At 31.6% G+C, this 24,339-nt stretch carries 23 protein-coding genes, 1 tRNA gene and 1 pseudogene; 5 read left to right on the top strand and 20 right to left on the bottom strand.

Annotation, left to right across the window (positions count from 1 at the left end):
• Positions 1 to 287 precede the first annotated feature (287 nt).
• On the bottom strand, positions 288 to 518 hold the full coding sequence (locus tag ACQQ6V_RS06005) for a hypothetical protein (protein ID WP_448844648.1): 231 nt from the start codon (positions 516 to 518) through the stop codon (positions 288 to 290).
• A gap of 11 nt (positions 519 to 529) precedes the next feature.
• Positions 530 to 1,228 carry a hypothetical protein gene (locus ACQQ6V_RS06000; RefSeq protein WP_448844647.1) on the bottom strand — a complete coding sequence of 233 codons (699 nt, stop codon included), beginning with the start codon at positions 1,226 to 1,228 and terminating at the stop codon, positions 530 to 532.
• A gap of 322 nt (positions 1,229 to 1,550) precedes the next feature.
• Between ACQQ6V_RS06000 and ACQQ6V_RS05995 the strand changes: the two are divergent.
• Positions 1,551 to 3,084: pseudogene (locus ACQQ6V_RS05995) on the top strand (IS1182 family transposase).
• Positions 3,085 to 3,373: 289 nt separating this feature from the next.
• On the opposite strand, the gene ACQQ6V_RS05990 reads toward ACQQ6V_RS05995, so the two are convergent.
• The 4 genes from ACQQ6V_RS05990 to ACQQ6V_RS05975 form a co-directional block, all read right to left on the bottom strand.
• The gene (locus ACQQ6V_RS05990) at positions 3,374 to 3,907 is read right to left on the bottom strand and encodes a hypothetical protein (RefSeq protein ID WP_448844646.1); all 534 of its coding nucleotides are present in this window, start codon (positions 3,905 to 3,907) and stop codon (positions 3,374 to 3,376) included.
• A 10-nt stretch (positions 3,908 to 3,917) separates the two neighbouring features.
• A complete protein-coding gene (locus tag ACQQ6V_RS05985; RefSeq protein ID WP_448844645.1) occupies positions 3,918 to 5,237 on the bottom strand; it encodes a T6SS effector amidase Tae4 family protein in 1,320 nt (439 codons plus the stop codon).
• Positions 5,238 to 5,944: 707 nt separating this feature from the next.
• Positions 5,945 to 6,475 (bottom strand): YfiT family bacillithiol transferase, encoded by a 531-nt coding sequence (locus ACQQ6V_RS05980; RefSeq protein WP_448844644.1) that lies wholly within the window; start codon positions 6,473 to 6,475, stop codon positions 5,945 to 5,947.
• Positions 6,476 to 6,988: 513 nt separating this feature from the next.
• Positions 6,989 to 7,426, bottom strand: coding sequence for a hypothetical protein (locus tag ACQQ6V_RS05975; RefSeq protein WP_448844643.1), 438 nt, complete (start codon positions 7,424 to 7,426; stop codon positions 6,989 to 6,991).
• A gap of 596 nt (positions 7,427 to 8,022) precedes the next feature.
• On the opposite strand from ACQQ6V_RS05975, the gene ACQQ6V_RS05970 reads away from it, so the two are divergent.
• Positions 8,023 to 9,831 (top strand): hypothetical protein, encoded by a 1,809-nt coding sequence (locus ACQQ6V_RS05970; RefSeq protein WP_448844642.1) that lies wholly within the window; start codon positions 8,023 to 8,025, stop codon positions 9,829 to 9,831.
• A 111-nt stretch (positions 9,832 to 9,942) separates the two neighbouring features.
• Here the strand turns inward: ACQQ6V_RS05970 and ACQQ6V_RS05965 are convergent, their stop codons facing one another.
• A complete protein-coding gene (locus ACQQ6V_RS05965; RefSeq protein WP_448844641.1) occupies positions 9,943 to 10,329 on the bottom strand; it encodes a Fur family transcriptional regulator in 387 nt (128 codons plus the stop codon).
• A gap of 8 nt (positions 10,330 to 10,337) precedes the next feature.
• On the opposite strand from ACQQ6V_RS05965, the gene ACQQ6V_RS05960 reads away from it, so the two are divergent.
• On the top strand, positions 10,338 to 10,754 hold the full coding sequence (locus ACQQ6V_RS05960) for a MerC domain-containing protein (protein WP_448844640.1): 417 nt from the start codon (positions 10,338 to 10,340) through the stop codon (positions 10,752 to 10,754).
• 83 nt (positions 10,755 to 10,837) lie between these two features.
• Here ACQQ6V_RS05960 and ACQQ6V_RS05955 read toward each other — a convergent pair whose 3' ends face one another.
• From ACQQ6V_RS05955 to ACQQ6V_RS05935, 5 genes are all read right to left on the bottom strand, one after another.
• Entirely contained in the window at positions 10,838 to 11,692 is an 855-nt protein-coding gene (locus tag ACQQ6V_RS05955; protein ID WP_448844639.1) for a glycine betaine ABC transporter substrate-binding protein, read from the bottom strand.
• A 1-nt stretch (position 11,693) separates the two neighbouring features.
• The gene (locus tag ACQQ6V_RS05950) at positions 11,694 to 12,521 is read right to left on the bottom strand and encodes an ABC transporter permease (protein WP_448844638.1); all 828 of its coding nucleotides are present in this window, start codon (positions 12,519 to 12,521) and stop codon (positions 11,694 to 11,696) included.
• A 1-nt stretch (position 12,522) separates the two neighbouring features.
• On the bottom strand, positions 12,523 to 13,773 hold the full coding sequence (locus tag ACQQ6V_RS05945; RefSeq protein WP_448844637.1) for a quaternary amine ABC transporter ATP-binding protein: 1,251 nt from the start codon (positions 13,771 to 13,773) through the stop codon (positions 12,523 to 12,525).
• 487 nt (positions 13,774 to 14,260) lie between these two features.
• Entirely contained in the window at positions 14,261 to 14,845 is a 585-nt protein-coding gene (locus ACQQ6V_RS05940; protein WP_448844636.1) for a hypothetical protein, read from the bottom strand.
• A gap of 11 nt (positions 14,846 to 14,856) precedes the next feature.
• Positions 14,857 to 16,347, bottom strand: coding sequence for a hypothetical protein (locus ACQQ6V_RS05935; protein ID WP_448844635.1), 1,491 nt, complete (start codon positions 16,345 to 16,347; stop codon positions 14,857 to 14,859).
• A gap of 395 nt (positions 16,348 to 16,742) precedes the next feature.
• Here ACQQ6V_RS05935 and ACQQ6V_RS05930 point away from each other — a divergent pair.
• Positions 16,743 to 16,827, top strand: a tRNA-Ser gene (locus tag ACQQ6V_RS05930).
• Between the two features lie 60 nt (positions 16,828 to 16,887).
• On the opposite strand, the gene ACQQ6V_RS05925 is transcribed toward ACQQ6V_RS05930, so the two are convergent.
• Positions 16,888 to 17,217 carry a winged helix-turn-helix transcriptional regulator gene (locus tag ACQQ6V_RS05925; RefSeq protein WP_448844634.1) on the bottom strand — a complete coding sequence of 110 codons (330 nt, stop codon included), beginning with the start codon at positions 17,215 to 17,217 and terminating at the stop codon, positions 16,888 to 16,890.
• A gap of 117 nt (positions 17,218 to 17,334) precedes the next feature.
• Between ACQQ6V_RS05925 and ACQQ6V_RS05920 the strand changes: the two genes are divergently transcribed.
• Positions 17,335 to 18,744, top strand: a complete 1,410-nt coding sequence (locus tag ACQQ6V_RS05920; RefSeq protein WP_448844633.1) for an MFS transporter — start codon at positions 17,335 to 17,337, stop codon at positions 18,742 to 18,744.
• Positions 18,745 to 18,954: 210 nt separating this feature from the next.
• Here ACQQ6V_RS05920 and ACQQ6V_RS05915 read toward each other — a convergent pair whose 3' ends face one another.
• The 7 genes from ACQQ6V_RS05915 to ACQQ6V_RS05885 form a co-directional block, all read right to left on the bottom strand.
• Complete coding sequence (locus ACQQ6V_RS05915; protein ID WP_448844632.1) at positions 18,955 to 19,587, bottom strand: hypothetical protein; 633 nt, start codon at positions 19,585 to 19,587, stop codon at positions 18,955 to 18,957.
• A 327-nt stretch (positions 19,588 to 19,914) separates the two neighbouring features.
• Positions 19,915 to 20,244 (bottom strand): DMT family transporter, encoded by a 330-nt coding sequence (locus ACQQ6V_RS05910; protein ID WP_448844631.1) that lies wholly within the window; start codon positions 20,242 to 20,244, stop codon positions 19,915 to 19,917.
• Between the two features lie 69 nt (positions 20,245 to 20,313).
• Complete coding sequence (locus ACQQ6V_RS05905; RefSeq protein WP_448844630.1) at positions 20,314 to 20,805, bottom strand: Crp/Fnr family transcriptional regulator; 492 nt, start codon at positions 20,803 to 20,805, stop codon at positions 20,314 to 20,316.
• A gap of 368 nt (positions 20,806 to 21,173) precedes the next feature.
• Complete coding sequence (locus ACQQ6V_RS05900) at positions 21,174 to 21,854, bottom strand: MBL fold metallo-hydrolase (RefSeq protein ID WP_448844629.1); 681 nt, start codon at positions 21,852 to 21,854, stop codon at positions 21,174 to 21,176.
• A gap of 57 nt (positions 21,855 to 21,911) precedes the next feature.
• Positions 21,912 to 22,496 (bottom strand): Crp/Fnr family transcriptional regulator, encoded by a 585-nt coding sequence (locus ACQQ6V_RS05895; RefSeq protein WP_448844628.1) that lies wholly within the window; start codon positions 22,494 to 22,496, stop codon positions 21,912 to 21,914.
• A 183-nt stretch (positions 22,497 to 22,679) separates the two neighbouring features.
• Positions 22,680 to 23,210 (bottom strand): hypothetical protein, encoded by a 531-nt coding sequence (locus ACQQ6V_RS05890; protein ID WP_448844627.1) that lies wholly within the window; start codon positions 23,208 to 23,210, stop codon positions 22,680 to 22,682.
• A gap of 194 nt (positions 23,211 to 23,404) precedes the next feature.
• Entirely contained in the window at positions 23,405 to 24,130 is a 726-nt protein-coding gene (locus ACQQ6V_RS05885) for a hypothetical protein (RefSeq protein WP_448844626.1), read from the bottom strand.
• Positions 24,131 to 24,339: the final 209 nt, after the last annotated feature.

The following is a 24,339-nucleotide window of genomic DNA, read 5'->3' as shown; positions in this document are numbered from 1 at the left end:
TTTGATGTCGGCGCTGTGTTACAGCCTGAAAAAATACCTGAATTTTGTGACGAAAAAACCGAATATCTTAGTTCAACAAATGCAGCTTCTCAAGAAGAGGTTTTGGTTTTTAGATAAGCAACAAAATACATGTTCGATAGCTTGGATTTAAGCCTCTTTAATTATTCTATTTTCCTGGAAATTGCCAGAATTAACCTCGCTTAAAAAGGCTAAGACGAGGTCGATATTTTCTTTATTTTTAAAAATTACAGAGTTGTGCAACGGTTACCGATGTTAGCAGAAGTATCTTAAATATTTTCTAAAGCTAATTTCTCTTTTTGTAAATCAATTTGTATTTCTTTTAAATATTCCGTTTTTGATTGAACAAAGAAAAAACCATCAGTCATCTCTTGTGTAATTTTATCATTACATATAGGACAAAATATATTCATTATTTTCTTTTCCCCTGAATAGAACATTTTATTCTCAATAATTACTACTTCAGTACTACAATTATTGCATTTTGTTTCTTTTTTCATAATTAATTTTTTTATAAAAATAACTTTTTAATTTCATTTACACTAACTTCTCTCAAATAATTTTCTCTACAATAACAATTTTTACATTGTCTAAAAGTAAATTTCCCTTTTAAAATATGATTATCTGGAACTACTTCTTTTATTAAATTAGTAGCAGCGTTAACTACAGAAAAATACTCTCCACTTTCATTTGGTATTTTGATTCTTGGATCATCAACAAGAACCCTTCTAACATATTCAAATAAAATAGGTTTATTAACACCTCGTATTGTAATCATTTTCTTTTGACGAGGATATTTATCCCATCCTTCTCTTAATTCATCTACATCAATAAAATATCTATCTTCATTAGGGGTATCTTCATCCCAATACATTGGATTATCTTTTGTTATCCAGATATCATAACTATCATCTAATATTAATGAAATATCAAACTCAAATAATATTGGTCCATAAAAATTCTGTCTTTTAAAATGAGTGTGTAAATCAATTGTATCTAAAAAGACATCATTCCAAACATTAACAATTTTATCAGCATCATCAGATTTTTGATAAGTTTGAACAAGACCTAAATCCTCTACAGCTCCTCTTGATAATAAACCTTTCTCTTTTAAAAAAGTAATTGATGTTGTTACTGTATTAGCATGATATAGTGCTAATATATCTTTACTTAAAAAGAAGTCATGTAATTCTTTGTTATTAAGCTTCATGGTTTGATATTTCTGCTAACGGAAAAAGGCTTTGCGAAGTGCGGGAATTCGAAGAACTTTAGTTCAAGAATTCAGAAACGAAGCAAATGCTTTTTCAATGAAACTAAATTAATAAAATTATGTGAAATTAAAAAGCAATTTGCGGATTAAATAGACGAAATTTTCAACTTTCACAAAACCCCGCATTTTGACAATACAATGTGCTTGTTGCACAACTCAATTTTAGATTTGGTGTTTTGTCTTAATCTATCATGTTTTTTTTAGTTAAACATTTGGTTGTTAGTATTTTATTTATTAAATTAGACTAAAATAAATCATCCTGATGCAAGGCCGGAAAGTATTCACACCACAGTTATTTTACGAACTAAGCTTAGATATTTTAGTTCCTTCAGATAATTTTTATCGCCGCGTCAATCAGTCTTTAGAGCTGGATTTTCTGTATAAAGCTACCCCAAATTATTATGGCAGCCAGGGTCAGGATAGTATTGATCCTGTAGTTTTTTTTCAAGATTTTGCTGGTTGGCTATCTCAACAATATCAATAGCGATCGTGCGCTGATACGTTATTGCAGCAATTGTCTAGACGTCCGATTATTTTTAGGCTATGATCTCAACGAAGAATTACCTTGGCATTCCACAATCAGGCGGACACGATCCCTTTTTGGCGAGGAAGTTTTCTTGGGGCTTTTTCAATTAATTTTAAAAAAGTGTGTCGAACAAGGCATGGTAAGAGGCAAGCGTCAGGCGGTAGATGCAGCCTTTATCAAAGCCAATGCAAGTATGGATTCTTTGGTGGAGAAGGATGTTTTGCAGGACTCTTCAGCTTATGTTAATGAACTTGAATTGAACTCAGAATTCAAAACTACATCTACGCGGAAAAAGCTGGTGGAGCAACATCATCAATGGAAAAAAGAAGAGTATAAAAAGATGCCCGGTGCTAAGAAAATTATAGCTCATGATGAGGACGGGAACGAAATTCGTCCAAAATTCCTAAGCAACCACACCCATTACAGTCCAACAGATTCGGATGCGAAGATCTCAACCAAACCGGGGAAACCTCGCCAACTGAATTACGCAGGGCAACTATCTGTTGACGATAAACATCATGTCATCACCGGTGCTTGCGCGAGTACTGCTGGGAGCAAAGACAGCGCCATATTTTCCGATATTATGGATCAAACGCTTGAGAATCTTGGACAAAACGGTATCGAAATCAATGAGGTGTTAGCCGATGCTGGTTACAGCAGTGGGACGAGTTTGCAATATTGCTAGGACAAAAATTTAGATGCTTGGATTCCGAACTTCGGACAGTACAAACCCGTCCGTGAAGGATTTATATTTAATAAAGAAAAAAATCGCTACGAATGTATTCAAGCGGGCGGAAACCGAGCCTTATTACCCTTCAAACGGATTTTAACAGACAGTAAAGGCTACGACAAGAAAAGCTATCGCAGTAGCGAGAAAGATTGTGGCAATTGCCCTCTACGACAAGAATGTTGTGGCAAATTGACGAAGTTTAAAAAGCTGGAAGACAGCATCCAAAAGCCACTTTATGATAGAATGCATGAAAAACTAACGCAACACAAAACTTATCACCGCAGGCTGGTTAAACGCCGTTCAAGTACGGTTGAACCTGTTTTGGGGACGCTGATCAACTACCACAATATGAAACGTGTTAACAGCGGTGGAAAAGCTCAGGCGAACAAACACGTTTTGATGTCGGCGCTGTGTTACAACCTGAAGAAATACCTGAATTTTACGACGAAAAAACCGAATGTCTTAGTTTCACAAATGCAGCTTCTCAAGAAGAGGTTTTGGTTTTTAGATAAGCAACAAAATACTTGTTCGATGGCTTGAATTTAAGCCTCTTAGATTATTATATTTTCCTGGAAATTGCCAAAATAAACCTCGCTTAAAAAGGCTAAAACGAGGTTGATATTTTCTGTATTTTTAAAAATTACAGAGTTGTGCAACGGTTACCAATGTTAGCAGAAGGTGTTTTTTGCGATGCTCTATTTCCGTTTTTGAAAGAGGCTTATAGTTTCTTTTTCTTGCATATTATATTTCTTTTCTGTCATTGAATAATTCTAAACCGTTATAGATAAATTAATAAACTAGAAATATCCTTGCTTACGCAAGGATATTTCTAGTTTAAAAGATAAGATGGAGTCTTGTAAAATATTATGTCTTTTGAGGATTTTTTCTCACTTTTTATTTCTCCATTTTTATATTTAGTCTGTTTTTCCAAAAGATAAAAAAAACCTTTTTTTCCTTGTTGGTATATTTCTGTCTCTGTTTCTTTATCAATTTCTATTTCATTATTATAATAGTATGTTGTTAAAATAATTTGTTTTTTTTCTTCATCAATATTAAAATAACTATTACTTAATATTTTGTTTTCTATTTTTTTAGGAGGTGGGTTATCTGGACTGATTTGCATTTCCATACTGCTCTTGAGTTGGTATCTGAAATTCCCAAAGTATTGCATTTTATTACCTTTGATTAATAATCTTGAAAAATAACATACTTTATCTTCTGGTGAGTAAGAATATTGATAACTTAAAGTATAGGTGTAATTTCCAATTTTTATTTTTGGATTTTCATATTTATACATAAAATTGTTTTGTGCAAAACTTAATTGACAAAGTAGACTAAAAAGAACTGTAATAGTTAATCTCATGATAAAATTATTATAATTCCCAAATATAAATATACTTTATGCCACCATTAACAATATTGCCATTAGAATTTGTAACATTAGCACCACCAGAAACATAACCGTTTTTTATCATATCAGTATGTCCTGAAAAACCTGCTAGGCTACGATCATTATTTATTGATAAATAAATACCAGTTTTGCCTTCTAAAAATTTTGCTATTTTATTTTTGTCATTTGCATCAGCCCCTATTAGTTTGTAGGTAAGTGCTCCATAAGTCTTTTCAAGAAATATACCCATTGTAGATGCTTTTACAATATAATTCCAATTATTATCACCTATTAAATCGTTATGTTGAAAAGGTATCATAATACCTAATTTATTGTGAGCGTAAGATTGTCTTGTTGCACAAGCATTCCATAGTTCATTTGATGAATTCATAGGGCCTTCATTAAATTTAGCCTTTAGTCTTCCCCCAACATAGTTGTTATATACATTAATATTTGATTCAGCATCTCTATAGTAATCAGGATATGTTGGGTTGGGTTTGGATGGGAAAGCTAGCTCATAATCGGACATTTTAGGTAATGAATGTTGTTGGAAGGTTTGTTGCGAAAACACAGCATCAGATATACCATTATCATATTCCATTGATTGAGAATCTGATTTTGTAATAAACCAATTTTTAAATTGTGCCCAAGTTATATCATTATTTTGCATAAAGAAAGCGATCGCCCATTTTACGAATTGTGTACCTTGTTGATTTTTATTGTTTTCCAAATAAATGCTAAGGCCAGATGTAATTGTATTATTATTAGAATTTGATAAAAAAGAATTTTCAGTTGATGTTAAAGGATAACCTAAAGCAGACATATTATTTGCAAGGTATATAATGGGGGAGTAGGTGGTGATTACTACTCCGGATCCACTACAGTTTTGACGTAAAGTACCGGTAACCTTAGCAGATGTACAGACTTCGACCATGTAACATATTAAATTTCCATTTTCATCTTCTACACATTCAAGAAAGGATTGGCAATGCGTTCCGCCACCAGTTCCGCCACCAGGACCAGATGGACAATAAGTACAAGGGATAGGTGGATTGCAACCACCAGTGCCATTAAGATAAGTTTCTGTTGTTTCTAAAACACCATCTAATGAATAAGTACTGATATTTCCTGAAAATTTTGAATAATCGTCATTGCCATTTAAAATCCATTCATTAGTTGGTTGATACACAATGATTTTAGAGAGTTCTATAAGTGTTTTATCGTATTTTATTTCGAGATTATAAGTTTGAGTGTTTCCAATTTTAGATTCTGGAATTATTGAGAAAATATAGTGAGTATCCACGTTTTGATTAATGCTTTGGATAATATAGCTTGTATCTACTTCTCCAAAAGCCGTTTCTGTTTTATTATTAATACGACTAGAGTTAGGAATTGGTATTTTAAGATTTTCAATTTTAGTTTCTACAAAAGTAATTATTTGTGGAATATTTTCTTTATAAACTCTTTTAAGAGTAATTTCTTTTTGTGATTAATTTGAATTTTCCGAATACAGATTTTCATTTCGACATCCAATTAGAATTAATAAGAGGAAAAATATACCTCCGAATAGATTGATTTTTTTCATAATATTTTAGTTTTAAGATTAATATTAGTTGAAATGTAAGGTTTGAGAACAGTTTGTACTAACGGAAAAAGGCTTTGTGAAGTTTACTCAGGAAGCTTGCTTCTAAGAGTAAATTTCTCAAAGCCGAAGTTTTGCGATGACGACCGGTTCTGGTCGTTTCGTAAAACGTCGGCGTAGCCGAGCCTCCATTGTTGCGACAGCGACCATAGGGAGTTGTCGCAACAACGTAAAAAGTATTGGCGAAGTGCGGGAATTCGGAGAACTGAAAGTTCAAGAATTCAGAAACGTAGCCAATATTTTTTCAATGGAATAAACTTACGAAAAATATGTGAAGTTGAAAAGCAATTTGCGAATCAAATAGACAAAATATTCAACTTAGATAACTGCCCACATTTTGCAAAACCCATGTGTAGTACGAGTTTATTTTAGTTTTGTTTGGCGTTTCTAATGTGAGCCAAATGATGTTCACAATGCCAAGCATAAATTCCAATATTTCTTTTTAAAGTTATCCTTTCTTGAGTTTCAGGATGTATAAACTCTCTTTCCAAGTCATTGTCATTCAATTTTTTCATTATTTCAGACCATCTTTTATGTAAACCTTCCAATATTTTTAAAGAACTTTCAATCGGAAAGTCTTTTGAATCTGATAATTCAGCCCATAAATTTTCAAAATAAGGTTTTATTGTTGGTGTTTCTTCGGTTAAAGCAAGTTTAAAACGAATGATACTGTTCATATGGCTGTCAGCACAATGATTTACCACTTGTGAGATTGTCCAACCGTTTGGTCTGTAAGTTTTATTCAGTTCTTTTTCGGTTAATTTTTCAGTTTCATTGCTTATTTTTTGAGGAAATTCTTCGATTATTTTAATCCAATTTTCAATTTGATTTTTGTCAATATTTTCTGGATTTTGAAATTTTCCGATTGGATATTTTAGTTCTTCAATGTCTTTTTCCATTTTGAAATTTTAAAGCAGAGTTTTGTTTTTGAACGGACTTTTCGCATTACACATAACGTAAAAAGTTTTGGCGAAGTGCGGGAATTCGAAAGACTGAAAGTTCAAGAAAGACCAAGCTGAGCCGTTGCTTTTTAGTGGAAACTAAATTACAAAAAATGTTGGAACAAAAAGCATTCGGTGGTAAAAAGTTGTTCGATTTTCAATTTAGACTATAACCCTATGTTTTGATGTCGGCGCTGTGTTACAGCCTGAAGAAATACCTGAATTTTGTGACGAAAAAACCGAATATCTTAGTTCAACAAATGCAGCTTCTCAAGAAGAGGTTTTGGTTTTTAGATAAGCAACAAAATACATGTTCGATAGCTTGGATTTAAGCCTCTTTAATTATTCTATTTTCCTGGAAATTGCCAGAATAAACCCCGCTTAAAAAGGCTAAAACGAGGTCGATATTTTCTGTATTTTTAAAAATTACAGAGTTGTGCAACGGTTACCAATGTTAGCAGAAGTGGTTTTCTATTCAACAGTAATTTTGTAATATCCATTTTTGTTTGTCGAGTTTATATTTTCAATTAGAAAATTATCAATTTTATAACCTCCACATTTTCCAGTTATTTTTGATGAAGTAACTTTAAAATTAAAAATTTTTACAGGATCAATCATTACATAAACATCATAATTTTTTGTTCCTTCATTCCAACCAATTCCTTCTAAGGATATTTTATTATCTTCTCTTATGTTTGTATTAATTCCGATTAAATTTCCATTACCTTCGTTTTGCTGAATAATGATTTTTGATTTGCCTAAAGTTCCATTTTGTATTAAATTTTCTCCAGATACATTTATGAATTCAAATACAATATTTTGTGGAGGTGTAAAGCAATCATCTTCATCACAGCTAAATAAAATTATACTTGCGAAAAATACTAAAAAGATTAAAAATATTTTATTCATTTTATGTTTAGTTTGTTTAAGCGGAATATTTGTTAACCATTTCTGCTAACGGAGGCTCGGCTTTGTGAAGTTTACTCAGGAAGCTTGCTTCTAAGAGTAAATTTCTCAAAGCCGAAGTTTTGCGATGACGACCGGTTCTGGTCGTTTCGTAAAACGTCGGCGTAGCCGAGCCTCCGTTGTTGCGACAGCGACCATAGGAAGTTGTCGCAACAACGTAAAAAGTATTGGCGAAGTGCGTTAATTCGAAGAACTTTAGTTCAAGAAAGACCTAACTGTGCCGATTCTTTTTCAATATAACTAAATTACAAAAAAATGTGAAATTGAAAAGAGACGATGTAAAAAGTTGTAGTAATTTTTAATTTATCACTTTCCTCACATTTGCAGTGTAAATCATATATCGAGAAAGTTTATTGAAGATTGATTTTAATAATTTTTAAAAAAATATGATATAAATCCTCTTTTTTGATCTATAAATAATTATTATTTCTAGCATAGTAGTATTATAAAATCTTAAATTTGTTAGCGTTTACATAACAGTTGATTTCACCTGTAAATGTTACGAAATCTAAAAAATATATTTAATTAATTTATGAATAATGAATAAAAAGTCTGCACATAACTTTCATATTCCTGTAATGGGGCTTGCTTATACGATAGATACTCCAATTAGAGTGGCTCAATTCGGGATTTCTTCTGTAGTATCAATTATCGATGACGAAATCGTTGAGAAAATGCGTGATTTCTACAGCAAAAAATTTAATTTCAATTATACTGCTATTTCTGCCAAATCTATAGATCATAGAGCGGAGAGGGTTACGGCTTATCTCGATATGATGGATGATATTGTAAGCAAAAAGTTTAAAGATTTTAAAGAAGAAATTTCCAAAAATACAGAAAGTCTGAAACAGTTTATCGGAATGTTACCCAGTACTTCTGGTCTTAAGAATGGTTTGCAAAATATCCTTAATACCAAAGATAATTTAGCGGAAAGCCTGAGAAATTTTATTGAAACTAACTTTAACCCAGGCGAAATTGATGTTAATATCATGACCAAAGTGGACAAAGATAATTTTGATAAAAATACTCAGCTCCCAACGGTTTATAATGATGCACATGCCTCTTTGCGTGGTTTTGCCAACAGTAAATTATCATCTTCAGTCGTTTTTTCTGCCGGGATGAATCCAAGATTGTACAGCTATCTGGAAGAATTTGAGGACTTTTTTCCGAATGAAAATGGAAAACTGAAAAAGAAAATCATCTTAAAAGTGAGTGATTTTCGCTCTGCAATGATACAAGGTAATTTTCTTGCTAAAAAGGGACTTTGGGTTTCAGAATACAGAATTGAATCTGGGCTTAATTGTGGTGGACACGCTTTTGCAACCGAAGGTCTTCTAATGGGACCAATAATGGAAGAGTTTAAACAAAAACTAAATGAACTTCAAAGTTCGGCTTTTGCTTTGTGGAAATCAGCCTTGGAGCAAAAAGGAAAACTAGTGCCTGCTGAGCCTTTGAAAATCAAAATTTCTGTGCAAGGCGGCGTAGGAACTTCTCAAGAACACGACTTTTTATTGTCCAATTATAAAGCAGATAGCGTGGGTTGGGGTTCTCCATTTTTACTAGTTCCTGAGGCTACTTCTGTGGATGAGGAGACAAGAACATTATTGCTTAATGCTAAGGCAGAGGATTATTATCTTAGCAATATGTCGCCATTAGGTGTGCCATTCAATACGGTGCGAGGGACAAGTAATGATGCAATTAAGGATTTTAATATTGCAACAAGTAAATTTGGGAGTTCTTGTCCGAAGAAATTTTTGGCACTTAGTAAAGAATTTACACCGAAAGGTACTTGTACGGCATCTAGAAAATATCAAGATATTAAGCTAGAAGAATTGGAAAACAACAGATGTAATCTAACGGATGAAGTGTATGCTAAATGTAAGAAAAATATTACTGACAAAGCCTGTCTTTGTGTGGGATTAGCTAACGCTGCTTACTTAGAATTGGATATTCCTGTAAAGGGAGAGAAGCAAGGCGTTGTAGTATGTCCAGGGCCTAATTTGAGCTTTTTTAATAAAGAGTTGTCACTTTCATCTATGGTTAGTCATATCTATGGTTACAATGACATTTTACCTGATGATCACCGTCCTCATCTTTTTATTAATGAATTAAAATTGTATGTAGATTATTTGAGAAAAGAAATCGTAGAATTTACTGATGATTTAACAAAATCTCAGATCAAAAAATGGGATAATTTCAAAACTAATTTATTGAGCGGAATAGCTTATTACGAGAGTTTATTCATTGAGACAGACTATTTTCAATCTCAAAAAAATAGAATTATCTCTGAGCTGATTAACTTTAAAAAGATAACAGAAGGCATACAGATCCCACAGATTAGTCTTTAATTAATCATTAGATGAGTTAGATTTAATCATTTTAATACAACTAATAAATTTTAAGTCCTTGATTTTGTAGTCATACATAATCAGGGCTTTTTTTTAGATTAATTTGAATCTTTAGACATTGCAAGATTCACAAATCCCGCTAATCACGAAATTAAATTCTTTAGCGACATAGCTTTTAGGAAGATTAATTACTGGCATTTCATATTCTATACAAGTTAATGACTTGCAAACTTCACAACTGAAATGGATGTGATTATGCTGATGTTCTTTATTAGACGTGCAATTGTGGCATTTTGCATAATTTACAACGCCGTCAACATTTATAATTTTGTGGATTTGTCCTTCTGCTTCTAAGCGTTCTAAAATGCGATAAATTGTGACACGATTAATAGTATCTCCAACTTTTTTCTGAATATCATTATGTGATAAAGCAGTCTGAGAGTGGTTGAATATTTCTAGAATATCCTTTTTTGACTGTGTATTGCGAATTTGTTTCATATTTTTTAATGCAATATAGTTGCGTTAAGGAAAGATTGTTGTTATATTTGCAACAAAGTTACAATAAGAACCTTAAAAATCTTCATATGAAATCTAAAATTCTTGATATTATTGGCATCTCTGCTGTGGTACTATGTTTAATACATTGTCTTCTTTTTCCGTTGTTAATGATAATTCCCATTGGGATTTCTCATAATCCTTATATTGATTTAAGTTTTTTGATAATTAGTGCTGTTGTAGTTTTTCGTATTACACGTCAAATTAGATCTAAAAAACTGCGTTACTTATTTTGGATTTCGATAGGATTAATTTCTGTTTCTGTCTTTGCAGATATATTTTTTGAAGTGCATCTTCCTCTCATATATGTTGGGGCAGTTGGTCTTATTGTAGGACATCTAATTAACTTTAGATTGCATAAGCATTAGAATTTTTCATTAGCTAATATAGAAGTTATTAGTTTTATTATTAAAAAAATATCCCGAGTCATAGCTCGGGATATTAGTGATAATTAGTTTTTGTCTAACCAGGATTTTATAAGATCAGGATGATCTTTTACCCATTTTTTTGCGGTAGAAGCTTTATCTTTTTGATCTTCCATTTTGCTTAAAAGATCAGCCATGTTTTTGTCATCCAAATGAAACTTAGTAAAGAATTTCTCTAATTCAGGATGATCGTTACCAAAGTTTTTCCTGCTATAAGTTTTAATTTGTTCGGCTTTACCAAATGTTTCCTTTGGATCTTTAAGAAACTTAAGTTTCATCTGTCCAAACATCCAATGTGGTTGCCAGCCAGCTACTACAATCCATTCTTTACGTTTGATAGCATTTTGCAATTCTGTAATCATTGCAATTGTAGAAGAGTTAATTTGTTTGTAATCTAGTTGATAATCCATGATGGCTTTATCCGTTCCGGAAGTCAATCCGGCACCTTTTTCAATACCAATAATTCTGTGATTGAATTGATCTTGATGCTGATTTAACTCTTCTATTGAGTTAACGGGAACATAGTCCGGAACGACAAGACCTATGCGACCATTGTCATAATTAGTTCCGAGGTTAATCAATCCTGGGAATTTGGCAACTTTTGTAGCGTGAGTGTAGGGTAGCCATACGCCCATAAAAAGGTCTGTATCTCCATTATTCATAGAAGCCAAAATCATATCTGTTGACGCTTTCTGAATAATGACATGATATCCTTGCTCATCAAGAATAGCTTTAGCAAGATGAGTCATTGCAACATCTTCTGCCCAGCCGTCTACCATCCCTATGGTTATATACTGAGAGTTTTTTATATTTTCACATGAATTAAATATACCTGATGAGGCGATTAAAATTAAGAAAAATATATACTTTAATCTTTTCATTTTATTGTTTTTTCTTTACAAATCCTTGAGTAATTCTGTCCAGAATAATGGCTAAAATCACTACGGATAATCCACTTTCAAATCCTAATCCAATGTCAAGATTATTAATTCCTTCTAATACTTTTTCGCCTAGACCACCTGCAGCAATCATTCCGGCAATAACGACCATGGATAATGATAATAATATAGTTTGGTTAATTCCTGCTAAAATAGTTTTCATAGCTAAGGGTAATTCTACTTTAAATAAAATCTGACGGTTGGTAGCACCAAAAGCACGTGCCGCTTCTACAATATCTTTCGGGACAGCTTCTATCCCTAAAGTTGTTAATCGTACTGCTGGTGGCATTGCAAAAATAATTGTTGCAAAAGCACCAGGAACTTTACCTATACTGAAAAATAATACAGCTGGAATAAGGTAAACAAATGCTGGCATTGTTTGCATTAAATCCAGCATCGGGCGAATAACTTTTGCAGCTAATTTATTTTTAGCCGCCCAAATTCCTAAAGGAACAGAAATGACCAAGGCACTAATAGTGGCTACAAAAATAAGCGCCAAAGTCTCCATAGTTTCTCTCCATAAGCCCATTAGATATATTAAGGCTAATCCTACAACAGTAATGATCGCAATGTCTTTCCCTGCTTTCCACCATGCTAATAGCGCAAAAAGAAGAATGATAATATAAAAAGGAGTATTGACTAGCGCCCATTCAATGCCCATAATTGAGGAATTTCCTACATGTTTTATAACATCAAAGACAGGCTTTCCGTTTTCTGTAAGCCAATTGATTGCAGTTTCTACATATTGACCGATATCTATAGTTTTATTCATTTTATTGATTGTTAGCGATTTCTTTTAATTCTATAATTTCCTCTTCGTTAAACTTTGTAGCTTCTATGATGAGCGATATTTGGGTTATAAGACCTAAGAATTTATTATTTTCTTCTACTACTGCTATGGCTGCTTTGCTTCCGGAAATTAGTGGTAACATTTCTTCTACAGTTGCTTCTGCATACACAGACGGAACATTACTGTTGATAATTGATTCTACAGTTGGTTCTTTCTTTTTTGCGATTCTTACAACATCATTAAGTGTTACAAAACCGAGGAATTTATTTTGAAAATCGACAACTGGCAGATTTTCTAATCCTGTTGCTCTCATTTTTCTTAAAGCACCTTCTGGACCATCTTTTCTGAATCGCACTACGGTGGCTTTGTCAGACATTAATGACTTGGCTGTGATGATTGTTTTGCGGTCTACTTTTTCTACAAATGCTTTAACATAATCACTGGCAGGATTGGTTAAGATATCTTCTGTAGTTCCTATTTGTTCTATCACGCCGTCTTTCATGATGACGATACGATCTCCAATTTTGATGGCTTCGTCCAAGTCATGTGTAATAAAAACTATTGTTTTTTGTAAACTTTCTTGTAGCTCAAGCATCTGATCTTGCATTTCTGATTTTATCAAAGGATCAAGAGCTGAGAAGGCTTCGTCCATCAACAAGACTTCTGGATCATTAGCTAATGCTCTGGCTAATCCCACTCTTTGCTGCATACCTCCGGATAGTTGAGAAGGAAACTGATTTTCGAAACCATTTAATCCTACAATGTCTAATGCTTTCTGTGCTTTTTCGTCACGTGAGGCTTTATTTTCGCCTCTAATTTCTAGCCCAAAACCAGCATTGTCTAAAACGTTATGATGGGGTAGTAGTCCAAATTTTTGAAATACCATACTCATCTCAGTTCTTCTAACTTCTAATAATTCTTTGTTATTTTTGTCTGTAATATTATCGTCATTGATGTATACTTTTCCCGAAGTAGGCTCGTTAAGGCGGTTAAGGCAGCGTAATAGAGTAGATTTACCACTTCCTGATAATCCCATAATTACAAAAAATTCGCCTTCGTAGATTTCAAAACTAGCTTTGTTGATACCAACAGTACAGCCTGTTTTTTCAAGGATTTCTTTTTTAGTAAAACCTTTGTCTAGGAGCTCTTGTGCTTTTTCTTTGTTTTTACCAAAAATAATAGTGAGATCTTCAACTTTAAGTTTTACTTTTCTACCGTTTTCAATATTTTCCATATTCATAATTTTTCATTATTAGCTGACATAAGAGATTAGATATTGATTGAAGATTAAACGTTTAATCTTAGTTATTCTAAAAAATGATGATCGTACAAAATAGTCTGTTAAAGCTTTTAATCATAAAAACTTATTATCATAAAATAAAATCATAAAAACCTTAGGTCTTACGTTTATATTTTAAATATTTCAATAGATTATACTCTAGAAAAAGAGTGTATCATGTAAAAGGAATCACTCTCTTTTTATAGATTCAAAAAAAAATAAATTACTGATGAGGTAATTAGATATTTGTACTGAACAACTTGAATTTCTGTATCCCATCCCAATACAGATCAGCTTAAAGAAAGCTGTACATCAATTTCTTATGATGGTGCAAAGTTACAACTTTTATATTAAATGGATTTTTTGAACGTAAAAGAAGCCTATTTTTAACGCAAAAAATAGATGGAGAATTATTGTAACTATTGAGTTTTGTAATTAAATATTACAAAAATTTTGTATTGCAATAATCAATTTTATAGTTGCCGTTTTCAGAAACTAAAGTAACTTCATTTTGGGTTTTTATTCCGTCGCCGTAATCGATAAAAACAGAATATTGTAAATCTTTAATTTTAGAAATTTTTAATTGTTTTAACTCATTAATATCTCCATTTCCTCGTCCAAAAAGCCACATTTCTTGTTCTTTAATCGGATAGATTTTTGACCATTTGGTTTTATATTTTTGTTCTGCAATAGGGAAATCTTCATCACTTATATTAGAAGGACCGTATAATTCTCCTGATTCTGTAATGAACTCTTGATATCTTGCGGTACAGAGCTTTTCTTCTACATTATAATCAGGGAAATATTTGTCAGAATTTTTGGATTTGAATATATTTTTCAACCATTCTTCTCCTTCATCTTTTTGTAATTCTGTAGAAGTATTTTCTTTGTTGATGGTTAAAGAATCTGATTGTTGGTTAGTTTCAATCTTTAAAGAATCTTCGGTTTTCTGCGGGAAATCTTTGCTTTTGTTGCAGGCACTGATTAATAATAAAGTTACATAATAGCTAAGATATCGTCTGTTCATCGCTTTTTTGTTTAGTTCTGTTCTTTATATTCTTTTCCCGAGTAGATGTCAATATAATAATAAATAGGTGATTTTTCATCAACTTTAAGACTTACCAATCCATCAGAATTAATTGATTGATAAGACTTGGATCCTATATTTTTTTTATTTAGGTTATCATAAAGTGTATATGGACCGTCTTTATCTTTTTGCAATGAGTAGATCTGTTTTTCTATATCTAAAACTGAGATATTAATAAACTCGGGTTGTATTTCCCAAGATTTTGTGCGACTATTCCATAAACCTTTGCTGCGTATTTCTTTTTGATTTTCGATTGGGATGATATATAAATCACCCATGCCTGCGTAAGAAGTTATTTTACCAAATTTCCATTTTTGAGTATTTAGATCATTAGGGAAAATCATCTTTCGATCTGGCCAAACTATATTGCCAACTTGATCCAAGACTTTAAAATTATAGGTATTGTCCAGTTGATCTACCACATTACCTTTAGTATCAATATATAGCCAATCGTAAGCCCAGACATCTTGATCGTAATTGAAAATACCTAACAAAAAGTAAGGCGAATTGTTGATAGAATAGACCAAAGATACTTTCTTTATAAAATCAATCTGAGAGGTTGTTGCATTTTTTATTGCCTTCGGGAAGATCTTTTCATATTGAGGAAAAGGGTAGATATCTTGGGTTTTGCGGTCTAGCAACAGCTTTGGGACTTCTGGATCATATCGCTCTTTATTAACTTCTTGTAAGTCTATAGTCTCTGTGCCAAATTGGATAGAAAGTGATTGCGTACCAATTAATCCACTGTGAATTGGCTTGTTTTTATTAAGCTCATACATTGTAAAATTTCCGCTTGCCGCTTTAATATATCTCTTGTTTTCTAGCATTTCTGCAATAGAACTTTCTGTTTTTTTTAGTCGATTATTTTTAATTTCGTATAAATCATCATTCCAGAAAATATGGTTTTCATCAACAGAGATAGGATTTAGATAGAAATTATCCTCTAAGTATGGGACTTCTTTACTCAGTAAAATTTGTTTAGTCTCTAATATTCCAATTTCAATTTTATGGTAAGTTTGCTCCTTCTTAATGTCTCCTCCTAGAATATTCCAATCCCATTTCCAGACTGGCATTTTCTTTTCAAATTCAATATCTTTTTTGTAAAAAGTAAGACCATTGACAACATCTAAGGAAATTTCGCTCTTAGAATAATCAATTACATTGTTTCCGTCTAGGTTGATGACGGCGTATTCTTTTTTTTCATTTTCAACCACTGCAAAGCCTGTAGGCGTATATATGGAAGCATTCTTGAACTTTTGATTTGTGATAGGCTTTAGACTCATTTTATCTACATAAATAAATGTATTGTGCCTCGTTAAAAAAGGAATATTTTGTACGACCATTGTCCCAGCAGAATTAATCGCATGATTATTTTTATTTTCTTGTGTACAAGCCGTTACCGAAGTTAACATAAAAAAGGTGCTTAATACTATTGTTCTCATATTTTATAAATTTGATTTTTAGTATTCTTCAATATTAAAAATAATTAAATATAAAAGCAATCCCTATTATTGGCTAAATTTTGTTGTTAAATAATCATCACAATATTTATGACATGAGCCTTTTTAGATAACTGAATGCTAATTTTTTATTAAAAAAGAATAGAATATATACTAATTGAACTTTATAAGATTATTGAGTTATAGGTCATAAATAGTGTTTTTTTAGTCGATAATTAGATAGAAATATGCTTTTTAAACCAGAATGCAAGTAGCTGTCGGTTTTATAAATTTGACTAAAATTAAATAATATGATTTTTTTTACAAAATAATTTTGAAGATATATAAAAGCTTACTATATTTGCACCACTGAAAACAACGATACAATCGGGGTTTAAGGAGAGATGGCAGAGTGGTCGATTGCGGTAGTCTTGAAAACTACTGACTGTAACAGGTCCGGGGGTTCGAATCCCTCTCTCTCCGCAAAAAAAGCACTAAACTTAATTGTTTAGTGCTTTTTTTATGGCTAATAATTGCATTCTTTTATGATTTGTAATTTGACCACCAATCGTCTAATGAAGAAATGATTGGTAGGAGTGATACGCCGACATCAGTCAATTTATATTCTACTCTTGGTGGTGATTCTGCGTAAATTTTCCTGCAAATAATCCCGTCTCGCTCCAACTCTCTCAACTGAAGCGTAAGTGTTGTTTGTGCAATATTCTCCATTTCTCTGCGTAATTCTCCAAATCTTTTAGGGCAACTTTCTGCAATTGATTTTATGAGTATTACTTTCCATTTTCCTCCTATTATTTTAAAGATGCCATTAACATCACAACAACCTTCTATTTTATTTATATTTTTTATGTTCATAAGTGACTAATATTTAGTATTAGTACATTAGATGATACTAAGTGCATTGATTGTAACTACTTGATTGATTTTAGTTAATGAAGTAAATTTACCCTTTTAAATCATAAAAAGCGAGAAATGAAATTAAATTTCAAAGAAATATTTAGAACCTTCATCTTGTCCATTGGTATATTCTTATTTGTTTTAGATCTGTTTATTATCAATGTTTCTCTGCCTAGTATCCAACATACATTAAGCCTCTCTAATAGCAAGGCTCAGTGGATAATCATCTTGTACATCATTGGTTATGCAAGTTTATTAATTAACGCAGGAAAAGCAGGAGAGTACTACGGCAGAAAAAAACTTTACATTATAGGGATGATAGGTTTTACAGTTTCATCTTTTATCTGTGGAGTTTCTAATGATGTTTACTTTTTGCTCGGAGGACGATTGCTACAGGGCATAAGTTCTGGATTAATGGTACCGCAAGGAATCGCCTTAATTACAATGTTGTTTCCTGAGCAGCAAAAGAAAACGATGGCATTAGGAATCTATGGTAGTATCGCGGGAGTCGCATCAGTATTAGGGCAGTTATTAGGCGGGATTCTTCCTGATCAAAAATGGATAGAGGAAAGCTGGCGATTGGTCTTCTTAATCAATCTTCCAATTGGAGCAGTAGCCGTACTATCTACAGTCTGGCTCATTACAAAAGACCATATCAAAATTACGGATGTAGAGAAAGGTTGGCTTTATCCAATGGTACAATTATTTGTATTACTCATCATGCTAATCTACCCATTGATCATGGGGCCAGAATTGAAGTGGCCGGTCTGGACACTTGCATTGTTAACGGTTGCTATTGTACTTTTAATTTTGTTTTTCAGACAACAGCAACAATTATATCAAAGAGGAACTAACTTTATGATTAATTTTTCGTTGTTTAATAATCGAGTGTTTAACCTTGGATTACTTATAGCATTGGTATATTATATGGTGCAAGATTCTTATTTCATCATCAATTCTAACTATTTACAAAATACTAAAAACTTTACATCGACCGAGACAGGAATCGCCTTTGTATACCAAGGAATTGGTTACGTCATCGCAAGTATCATTGTGAGTAGGCTGATTAATAAATACGGCAAAATCGTCTTGTTGTCTGGCTTAGGAGTCATGATTATTAGTCTAGCAATGCATCTTTTGGTTTTTGATCATTCACAGCTTGATATCACGTATATTCATCTTTTATTTTTTTTCTATGGCGTAGGTTGTGGCAGTGTTCTTCCTTCCTTAATGACATTAGCATTACGAAGCTTGGACGAGTCTCTTATTGGAGTGGGGTCGGCCTTATATCTTACAGTCCAGCAAATAGCAATCTGCTTAGGAATCGCCTTTGTGGTGGGATGGTACTATCATGATAAGAATCCGTTGTTTTTTAATTTTAATCAAATATCCGGCGCATACGGTTATTCTAATATAATTTCGATAGGACTATTATGTCTAGCAGCTTATTTAGTAATTCGACAATATGCTTCTGAAAAATCATAGCCATTCTATAAATAAATTACAATCAACAAAAAAGGATTTATCTGCATAAATCCTTTTCTTTGCTATTAATACAAGAAGTCTTTAGTAGTACTTTGCTTGATTTTAACTTTACATTAAAGTAATCTAGTTAACTCTTTTCCAGTCTCTATCATACAGTTTTTTCAATTGACTCTTAAGATTGTTTTGAAAGACTTCTCTTGGCTTTTCGTTTTAACCCAGAATAACTTCAAATGTAGATAACTCATCTTTTTCATCAAATAAATTATTGTTGTTGCTATCTTTAGAAGCCGTCATGACAACTTTATTATTAAGCGCGATATACTTCCAACTATTAACACTATAATTATCGGGAGATATTTGTCTAAAATTCTTTCCTGCTTTATCCGAAATAAAAAGGTAAACAGGATCTTTCTCATTCAACAATTTATCTTTATTATAATCATTAGTCCTAACATTATAAAATATATATGGTAGATTTTTTGAAAATTTAACACCATCCTCTCTTCCGTATTTATAATCGTACTCAACAATTAAAATCTTTTTATCAGTTAGCAGATGATAATCGTTGGTACTAGAATTGAGGAAAAGAATATTCCAAAAACCATTATTTGGCATTTCTTTGTAAGAGTAACTTTTATCTCTATTTTTATTTTCGCTCATCTCTAATGGAAACATCAAAATCCCCGTCGAATCTATTTCTATAAAATTTTTTGTTTGAATATTTAACTTTTCAATTTGAGTTTCTTCAGTGTTGGTGTTAGATTCAATATTCCGACTTTCAGAATTTTTAGAACAAGACATTAAAAGCAAAATTAATATTAAAAATGTTACAGAATTTCTCATTGGTATTTTATTTTAAAAGTAAAAAAAAGTACTTAATTGTACTCGTATTCATCTTAATAGATTAAACTTTTTAAATTTAAATAAAATTAATTATCAGACAAATTTTTCTTCTATTAAAAGATGTCAAGAATTTTTAATTAAAAAATAAAATATTACACTTTTTTGATATTCATTTTTTTTAATTTGACAATTGGCATCAGCCTGATCTGACGAGAAAAATAAGACGTATAAGAAGTTTATATACCGGTAAAAGTTGACCGATATATAAACTTAATTTGGGTGAATTAAACTACAACTAAATTATATAATTTAGATAAGAGTTCTATTCTAGTGTGCTGTAGAATTCGAAAAGACATTCATCACGACTACTCCGGCTACAATTAGGATTATGCCTATCACCGCTGGTATGTCAAGAGCATGTTTAAAAACTACAACTGAAATAACAGTCGTTAGAACAATGCCAATACCTCCCCATATAGCATAAGCTATGCTCAGTGGGATAGAGCGAAGTGCCAATGATAAGAAGTAAAAACAGCAGATAAAAGCAATAACCGTTACTACTGAAGGAACAAGCTTTGTAAATCCATTAGATGCTTTTAAGCAGCTGCTTCCCATTAACTCAAAGATGATCGATAGACCAAGAAATAAGTATTTCATTATTTTATTATTAAATATTGGTGCAAATTAACAGCCAATTGAACTACTATTTTTTGATAAATATCAAATTCACTTATTAGAAGAGCTTTTTTTTCTGATACGACTTAGCGTTTCTCTGGTAATGCCAAGATATGAAGCAATATGTCCCAAAGAAATACGTAAAGATGCTTCTGTCTCATTTTTAATAAATGTGTGATAACGTTGCTCAGCAGATTCTGTTCTTAGCGAAATAGCACGTTCTTCTAAAACCTTGCAATATTCCTCAGCCAGTTTTCTACCAATAACGTCCATGGTATGATATTTTTGGTATAGATCATTTAAGTCTTTTCTGGAGATATAGTAAATTGAAGAGTCTTCTAAAAACTGAATACTTTCAGGTGAAGGAAGATTAAAAAAAAGAGGCATTATAGATCCTAATATCATATTTTCAACACCAAACCACACATCGACTTCATGATCATCCTTGATGCAAAATGCACGAACAAGCCCTTTTTCGATGACAAAGATATTGGATACCACCTGGCCTTGGCGAAGAAAGTAATCTCCTTTCCGCTTAGTCATGAATTTTATTCTTTTTAACAGATCCAATTCAAGATCTGCATCTATAGTACCATATTTTTTTAGCTGCTGAAGTAAAACATTCATTTTATCACTTTGTTTTTACTGATTTTGTAATTTTTCTAGAACTATCGCCAACTTATAAGTCGATAATTGTTTTCTGTAATTTTGTCGTTCATCAATTAGTGTTAAAAGCTGGATTATTGTAAAATGGTTACAATAAAAAATACGTTTTTTATTTTGAGCGAAATGTTGTTAAATACTTGTTGCTAAAGGAAAATATTTAGCGAAGTTTCATCTTGTAAAATTAAGAAGATAAATCAATATGAAAAGTAGTTGATGATTATTTTGACTCTAAAAACTTAAGCTTGTTATCTTAAGTTCTTCTGTTTTTCTACAAATTTTTCAAAAGATTTATTGTTATTTTTCAATATCGGCCCATGTCCAAAACAGATAATCTGCGGGTTTAGTTTTGATAGCTTTATCAAGGAATCTATATTTTCTTTTTTGTCAGATGTAAACATATTTGGCGGCAAGTGCAAGCCTTCGATAGTAGTTAAGATATTCATATTGGTAGCTGCATCTCCCATGATTAAAACCCCATCTTTTTCTCTGAAGAAAGAAATGTGCCCCTTCGAGTGTCCGGGAGTTTCGATTACTTTGAAGTTTCCAAGCATGTCGTTTTCTTTTAACACTTCAGTCACTTTATGCCCTTGTCCTGCCCAATATTTTTGCTGTAATTGTGCTATTATATTTTTGTTCGAAGGGTAATCCTTGGTTACAAAACCCGATTCTGTGCGCCAAACTTCTTTTTCGTGGCAGTACAAAGGAACGTTGAACTCATTGCAAATCTTATCACTACAACCTTGGTGATCGGCGTGGGCATGTGTCAAAACATGTGTGTGAATAGGGATTTCACTTAGACAATTTGAAATTTTGTTATATGAAGCTCGTATTCCGGAGTCTACGAGGATGCCTTCTATGATATAACAATTGATACTGTTTCTGGGCATCAACGGGATATGATAAACATCTTTTGCAATCTGTAGCATAGTTCATTTTTTTTACAAAAATATAGTTATGCTTTTTTCACAAAAAGGACATTTGTCTTAAAATACCGGATGCAAAATTTCTTTTTTTACCCGTGTAAGAGTTCTTTGTGTAATGCCTAAATAAGAAGCAATATAGTTTACGGGAACTCTATTTATAATTTCGGGATTTTCAGTAAGAAGCTGCTGGTATTTTTCTTTTGCGGGTTTGTTTTTAAAATGAACCAAATACTTTTCTTTTTCAATAAATTCCTGTTGGGTTAGAAGATTTTGAACAGCAATCCAAGACGGAATTTTTTCTACTAAATGCAAAAAATTTGTACGGCTGATTACTAATAAGTCGCAATCTTCAATAGCCTGAATGCTTATGTTCGAAATTTTATTTGAAACAAAACTTTCATAAGACGTGACAATCTGGTTTTCAAACTTAAAACAAGTTGTATTTTCTTCTCCATTTTCATCAGTAGAAAAAGCTCGAAAAGCTCCTTTTAAAACAAAACCAATCTGACTGCAGTTTTTTTTCTCAGACACAAAAAATTCATTCTTTTTTATTGTGATATTTTCAAAGAAAGCAATGGCGTAATTAATTTCCTGCTCATTTAAAAAGTTGAGTTGTGATAAATATATTATTAACTTCTTGTTCATTGATAAAAAGATTGAATAGCATTTCAGATTGTTAAATTAAGAAAATAAATCAATATGAAAAGCAGTTGCGGGTTATATTGACTAATATTTCAACTTTCATAAAACCTCGCTTAAAAAGGCTAAAACGAGGTCGATATTTTCTGTATTTTTAAAAATTACAGAGTTGTGAAAAGGTTACCAATGTTAGCTGAAGCCGTTATCTTTTTTGTAAAGATTTGTTTTCTCAAGTCCGCGATTATTTACTCTAATTGTTGGTGAATCAAGTTTCCAATCTGGTAGATTTTCCGCTAATTGATTTCCTAATTTGAAAATTCCAGGTGTTTCTTTGTCATTGAATTCATAGCTTTTGTTCAAAGTTATTATTTCGTATCCAGTTTGTCGTTCGTTTTTTAGAAATGGAATTTTAAAAGAATTAACTTCCAAAATTTCTTCCCATTTAACAATTTCTATAGTTCTATTTTGTTTTATGTAAAAACCATCATTTTTATATTCAAAGATTCCGTCAAAATTTTGCAATTTGTCATTTTCTTCTTCCACAGTTTTGTATTCATCTATTTTTTCAGTCGGATTTTTAATTTTTGCGTAAGAAAATGAGATTGAAATTAGGCAGATTAAAATGATTACATAAGCAATTCCCTTATTTTCAAATTCAGAATAATAATATAAAATAAGAATTAAAATTATTGAACTTATTATAAGAATTGTTTTTTCCACTATGTTGGTAATACGGTTTCAGCTAACGTAAAAAGGCTTTGCGAAGTGCGGGAATCCGAAGAACTTTAGTTCAAGAATTTACAAACGTAAATGCTTTTTCATCTTGTTAAAATTAAAAAAAAATCAAAATGAAAAGCAATTTATGGAATAAATAAAATAAAAGTTAGACTTTAGCTTTAGTCTCACTATTCTTTTTATAAAGTAAGTAATTGAGAAATACAGTCCTGTCTGAGAGATTTAATATTAAGGTTAATTTGGGGAAAGTTTTCTCTTTTTTCAATATTTTCAAATCTGTAAATTCGATTTCTTAGCTCATCATAAAAGTAAGAATGATCATTTTGGGGTGTTTTTTTTGAGTCATTTGAAATAATTTTAAAATTTTCAATGGTTCTCTTCAGGCAGTCTTCTTCATTTTCAGATTCAATTTCATTAGTAAAAACAGAATTTATCTTTTTATAGAAAGCTAAGCTATCAGTTTCTATATTTGTTTTACAATGAAGTAAACTTTGTAATATTTCTGTAGTAACAAGAGGAAAATTATTCATGTTATATAAATTAAGCTTTTTCATGCCGTTAATATATTCTGCTTCAAAAGTTGTATTTGTTTTCGGAATATTTTTAAAATTATTATCATTAGGGAAATTCCAATAATCTCTGTATTGATTTGAAAAAAGCGGGATTGAAACACAATTACTCCTGTTGTTGATTACAATAATTTCATTATATTCTCCGTCATTACTTTGATATAATGAAAATTTAATTGAATCTAAATCGATTTTTCTTTTCAAAATATATCTCTCATTATTTTTTGGTTTAAAGAATGGAAATCTAGTTAATGTTTTTTGAATTTCTAATTCTTCTTTTAAATTGTTATTTTTGGAACAATTAATTAATAATAATATTAAGAGACAGTATTTCATTGATAAAGTTTTTGTAGAATTGCGAATATCGGAAAAGTATTTACCAAGCATCGAAAGTTCTGGGAATTCATAATCGAAGCAAATGTTTTTTCAATACTGCTAACTTACAAAAAATTGCAGAATTGAAAAGCATGAGCGGATTATTATAAACGCCAAATCAAAAAGTACAATAATTCAAAGCAAAACGTACAATTTTTCTGAAAATTATA

Source organism: Chryseobacterium electrogenes (assembly GCF_053553015.1).
The sequence above is the reverse complement of the archived record's forward strand: the minus strand, read 5'-3'. Positions and strand labels throughout refer to the sequence as shown.

Coding starts and splice junctions, on each gene's coding strand:
- ACQQ6V_RS06005 (WP_448844648.1), bottom strand. CDS start 518: ATGAAAAAAGAAACAAAATGCAATAATTGTAGTACTGAAGTAGTAATT.
- ACQQ6V_RS06000 (WP_448844647.1), bottom strand. CDS start 1,228: ATGAAGCTTAATAACAAAGAATTACATGACTTCTTTTTAAGTAAAGAT.
- ACQQ6V_RS05990 (WP_448844646.1), bottom strand. CDS start 3,907: ATGAGATTAACTATTACAGTTCTTTTTAGTCTACTTTGTCAATTAAGT.
- ACQQ6V_RS05980 (WP_448844644.1), bottom strand. CDS start 6,475: ATGGAAAAAGACATTGAAGAACTAAAATATCCAATCGGAAAATTTCAA.
- ACQQ6V_RS05975 (WP_448844643.1), bottom strand. CDS start 7,426: ATGAATAAAATATTTTTAATCTTTTTAGTATTTTTCGCAAGTATAATT.
- ACQQ6V_RS05970 (WP_448844642.1), top strand. CDS start 8,023: ATGAATAAAAAGTCTGCACATAACTTTCATATTCCTGTAATGGGGCTT.
- ACQQ6V_RS05965 (WP_448844641.1), bottom strand. CDS start 10,329: ATGAAACAAATTCGCAATACACAGTCAAAAAAGGATATTCTAGAAATA.
- ACQQ6V_RS05960 (WP_448844640.1), top strand. CDS start 10,338: ATGCAATATAGTTGCGTTAAGGAAAGATTGTTGTTATATTTGCAACAA.
- ACQQ6V_RS05955 (WP_448844639.1), bottom strand. CDS start 11,692: ATGAAAAGATTAAAGTATATATTTTTCTTAATTTTAATCGCCTCATCA.
- ACQQ6V_RS05950 (WP_448844638.1), bottom strand. CDS start 12,521: ATGAATAAAACTATAGATATCGGTCAATATGTAGAAACTGCAATCAAT.
- ACQQ6V_RS05945 (WP_448844637.1), bottom strand. CDS start 13,773: ATGGAAAATATTGAAAACGGTAGAAAAGTAAAACTTAAAGTTGAAGAT.
- ACQQ6V_RS05940 (WP_448844636.1), bottom strand. CDS start 14,845: ATGAACAGACGATATCTTAGCTATTATGTAACTTTATTATTAATCAGT.
- ACQQ6V_RS05935 (WP_448844635.1), bottom strand. CDS start 16,347: ATGAGAACAATAGTATTAAGCACCTTTTTTATGTTAACTTCGGTAACG.
- ACQQ6V_RS05925 (WP_448844634.1), bottom strand. CDS start 17,217: ATGAACATAAAAAATATAAATAAAATAGAAGGTTGTTGTGATGTTAAT.
- ACQQ6V_RS05920 (WP_448844633.1), top strand. CDS start 17,335: ATGAAATTAAATTTCAAAGAAATATTTAGAACCTTCATCTTGTCCATT.
- ACQQ6V_RS05915 (WP_448844632.1), bottom strand. CDS start 19,587: ATGAGAAATTCTGTAACATTTTTAATATTAATTTTGCTTTTAATGTCT.
- ACQQ6V_RS05910 (WP_448844631.1), bottom strand. CDS start 20,244: ATGAAATACTTATTTCTTGGTCTATCGATCATCTTTGAGTTAATGGGA.
- ACQQ6V_RS05905 (WP_448844630.1), bottom strand. CDS start 20,805: ATGACTAAGCGGAAAGGAGATTACTTTCTTCGCCAAGGCCAGGTGGTA.
- ACQQ6V_RS05900 (WP_448844629.1), bottom strand. CDS start 21,854: ATGCTACAGATTGCAAAAGATGTTTATCATATCCCGTTGATGCCCAGA.
- ACQQ6V_RS05895 (WP_448844628.1), bottom strand. CDS start 22,496: ATGAACAAGAAGTTAATAATATATTTATCACAACTCAACTTTTTAAAT.
- ACQQ6V_RS05885 (WP_448844626.1), bottom strand. CDS start 24,130: ATGAAATACTGTCTCTTAATATTATTATTAATTAATTGTTCCAAAAAT.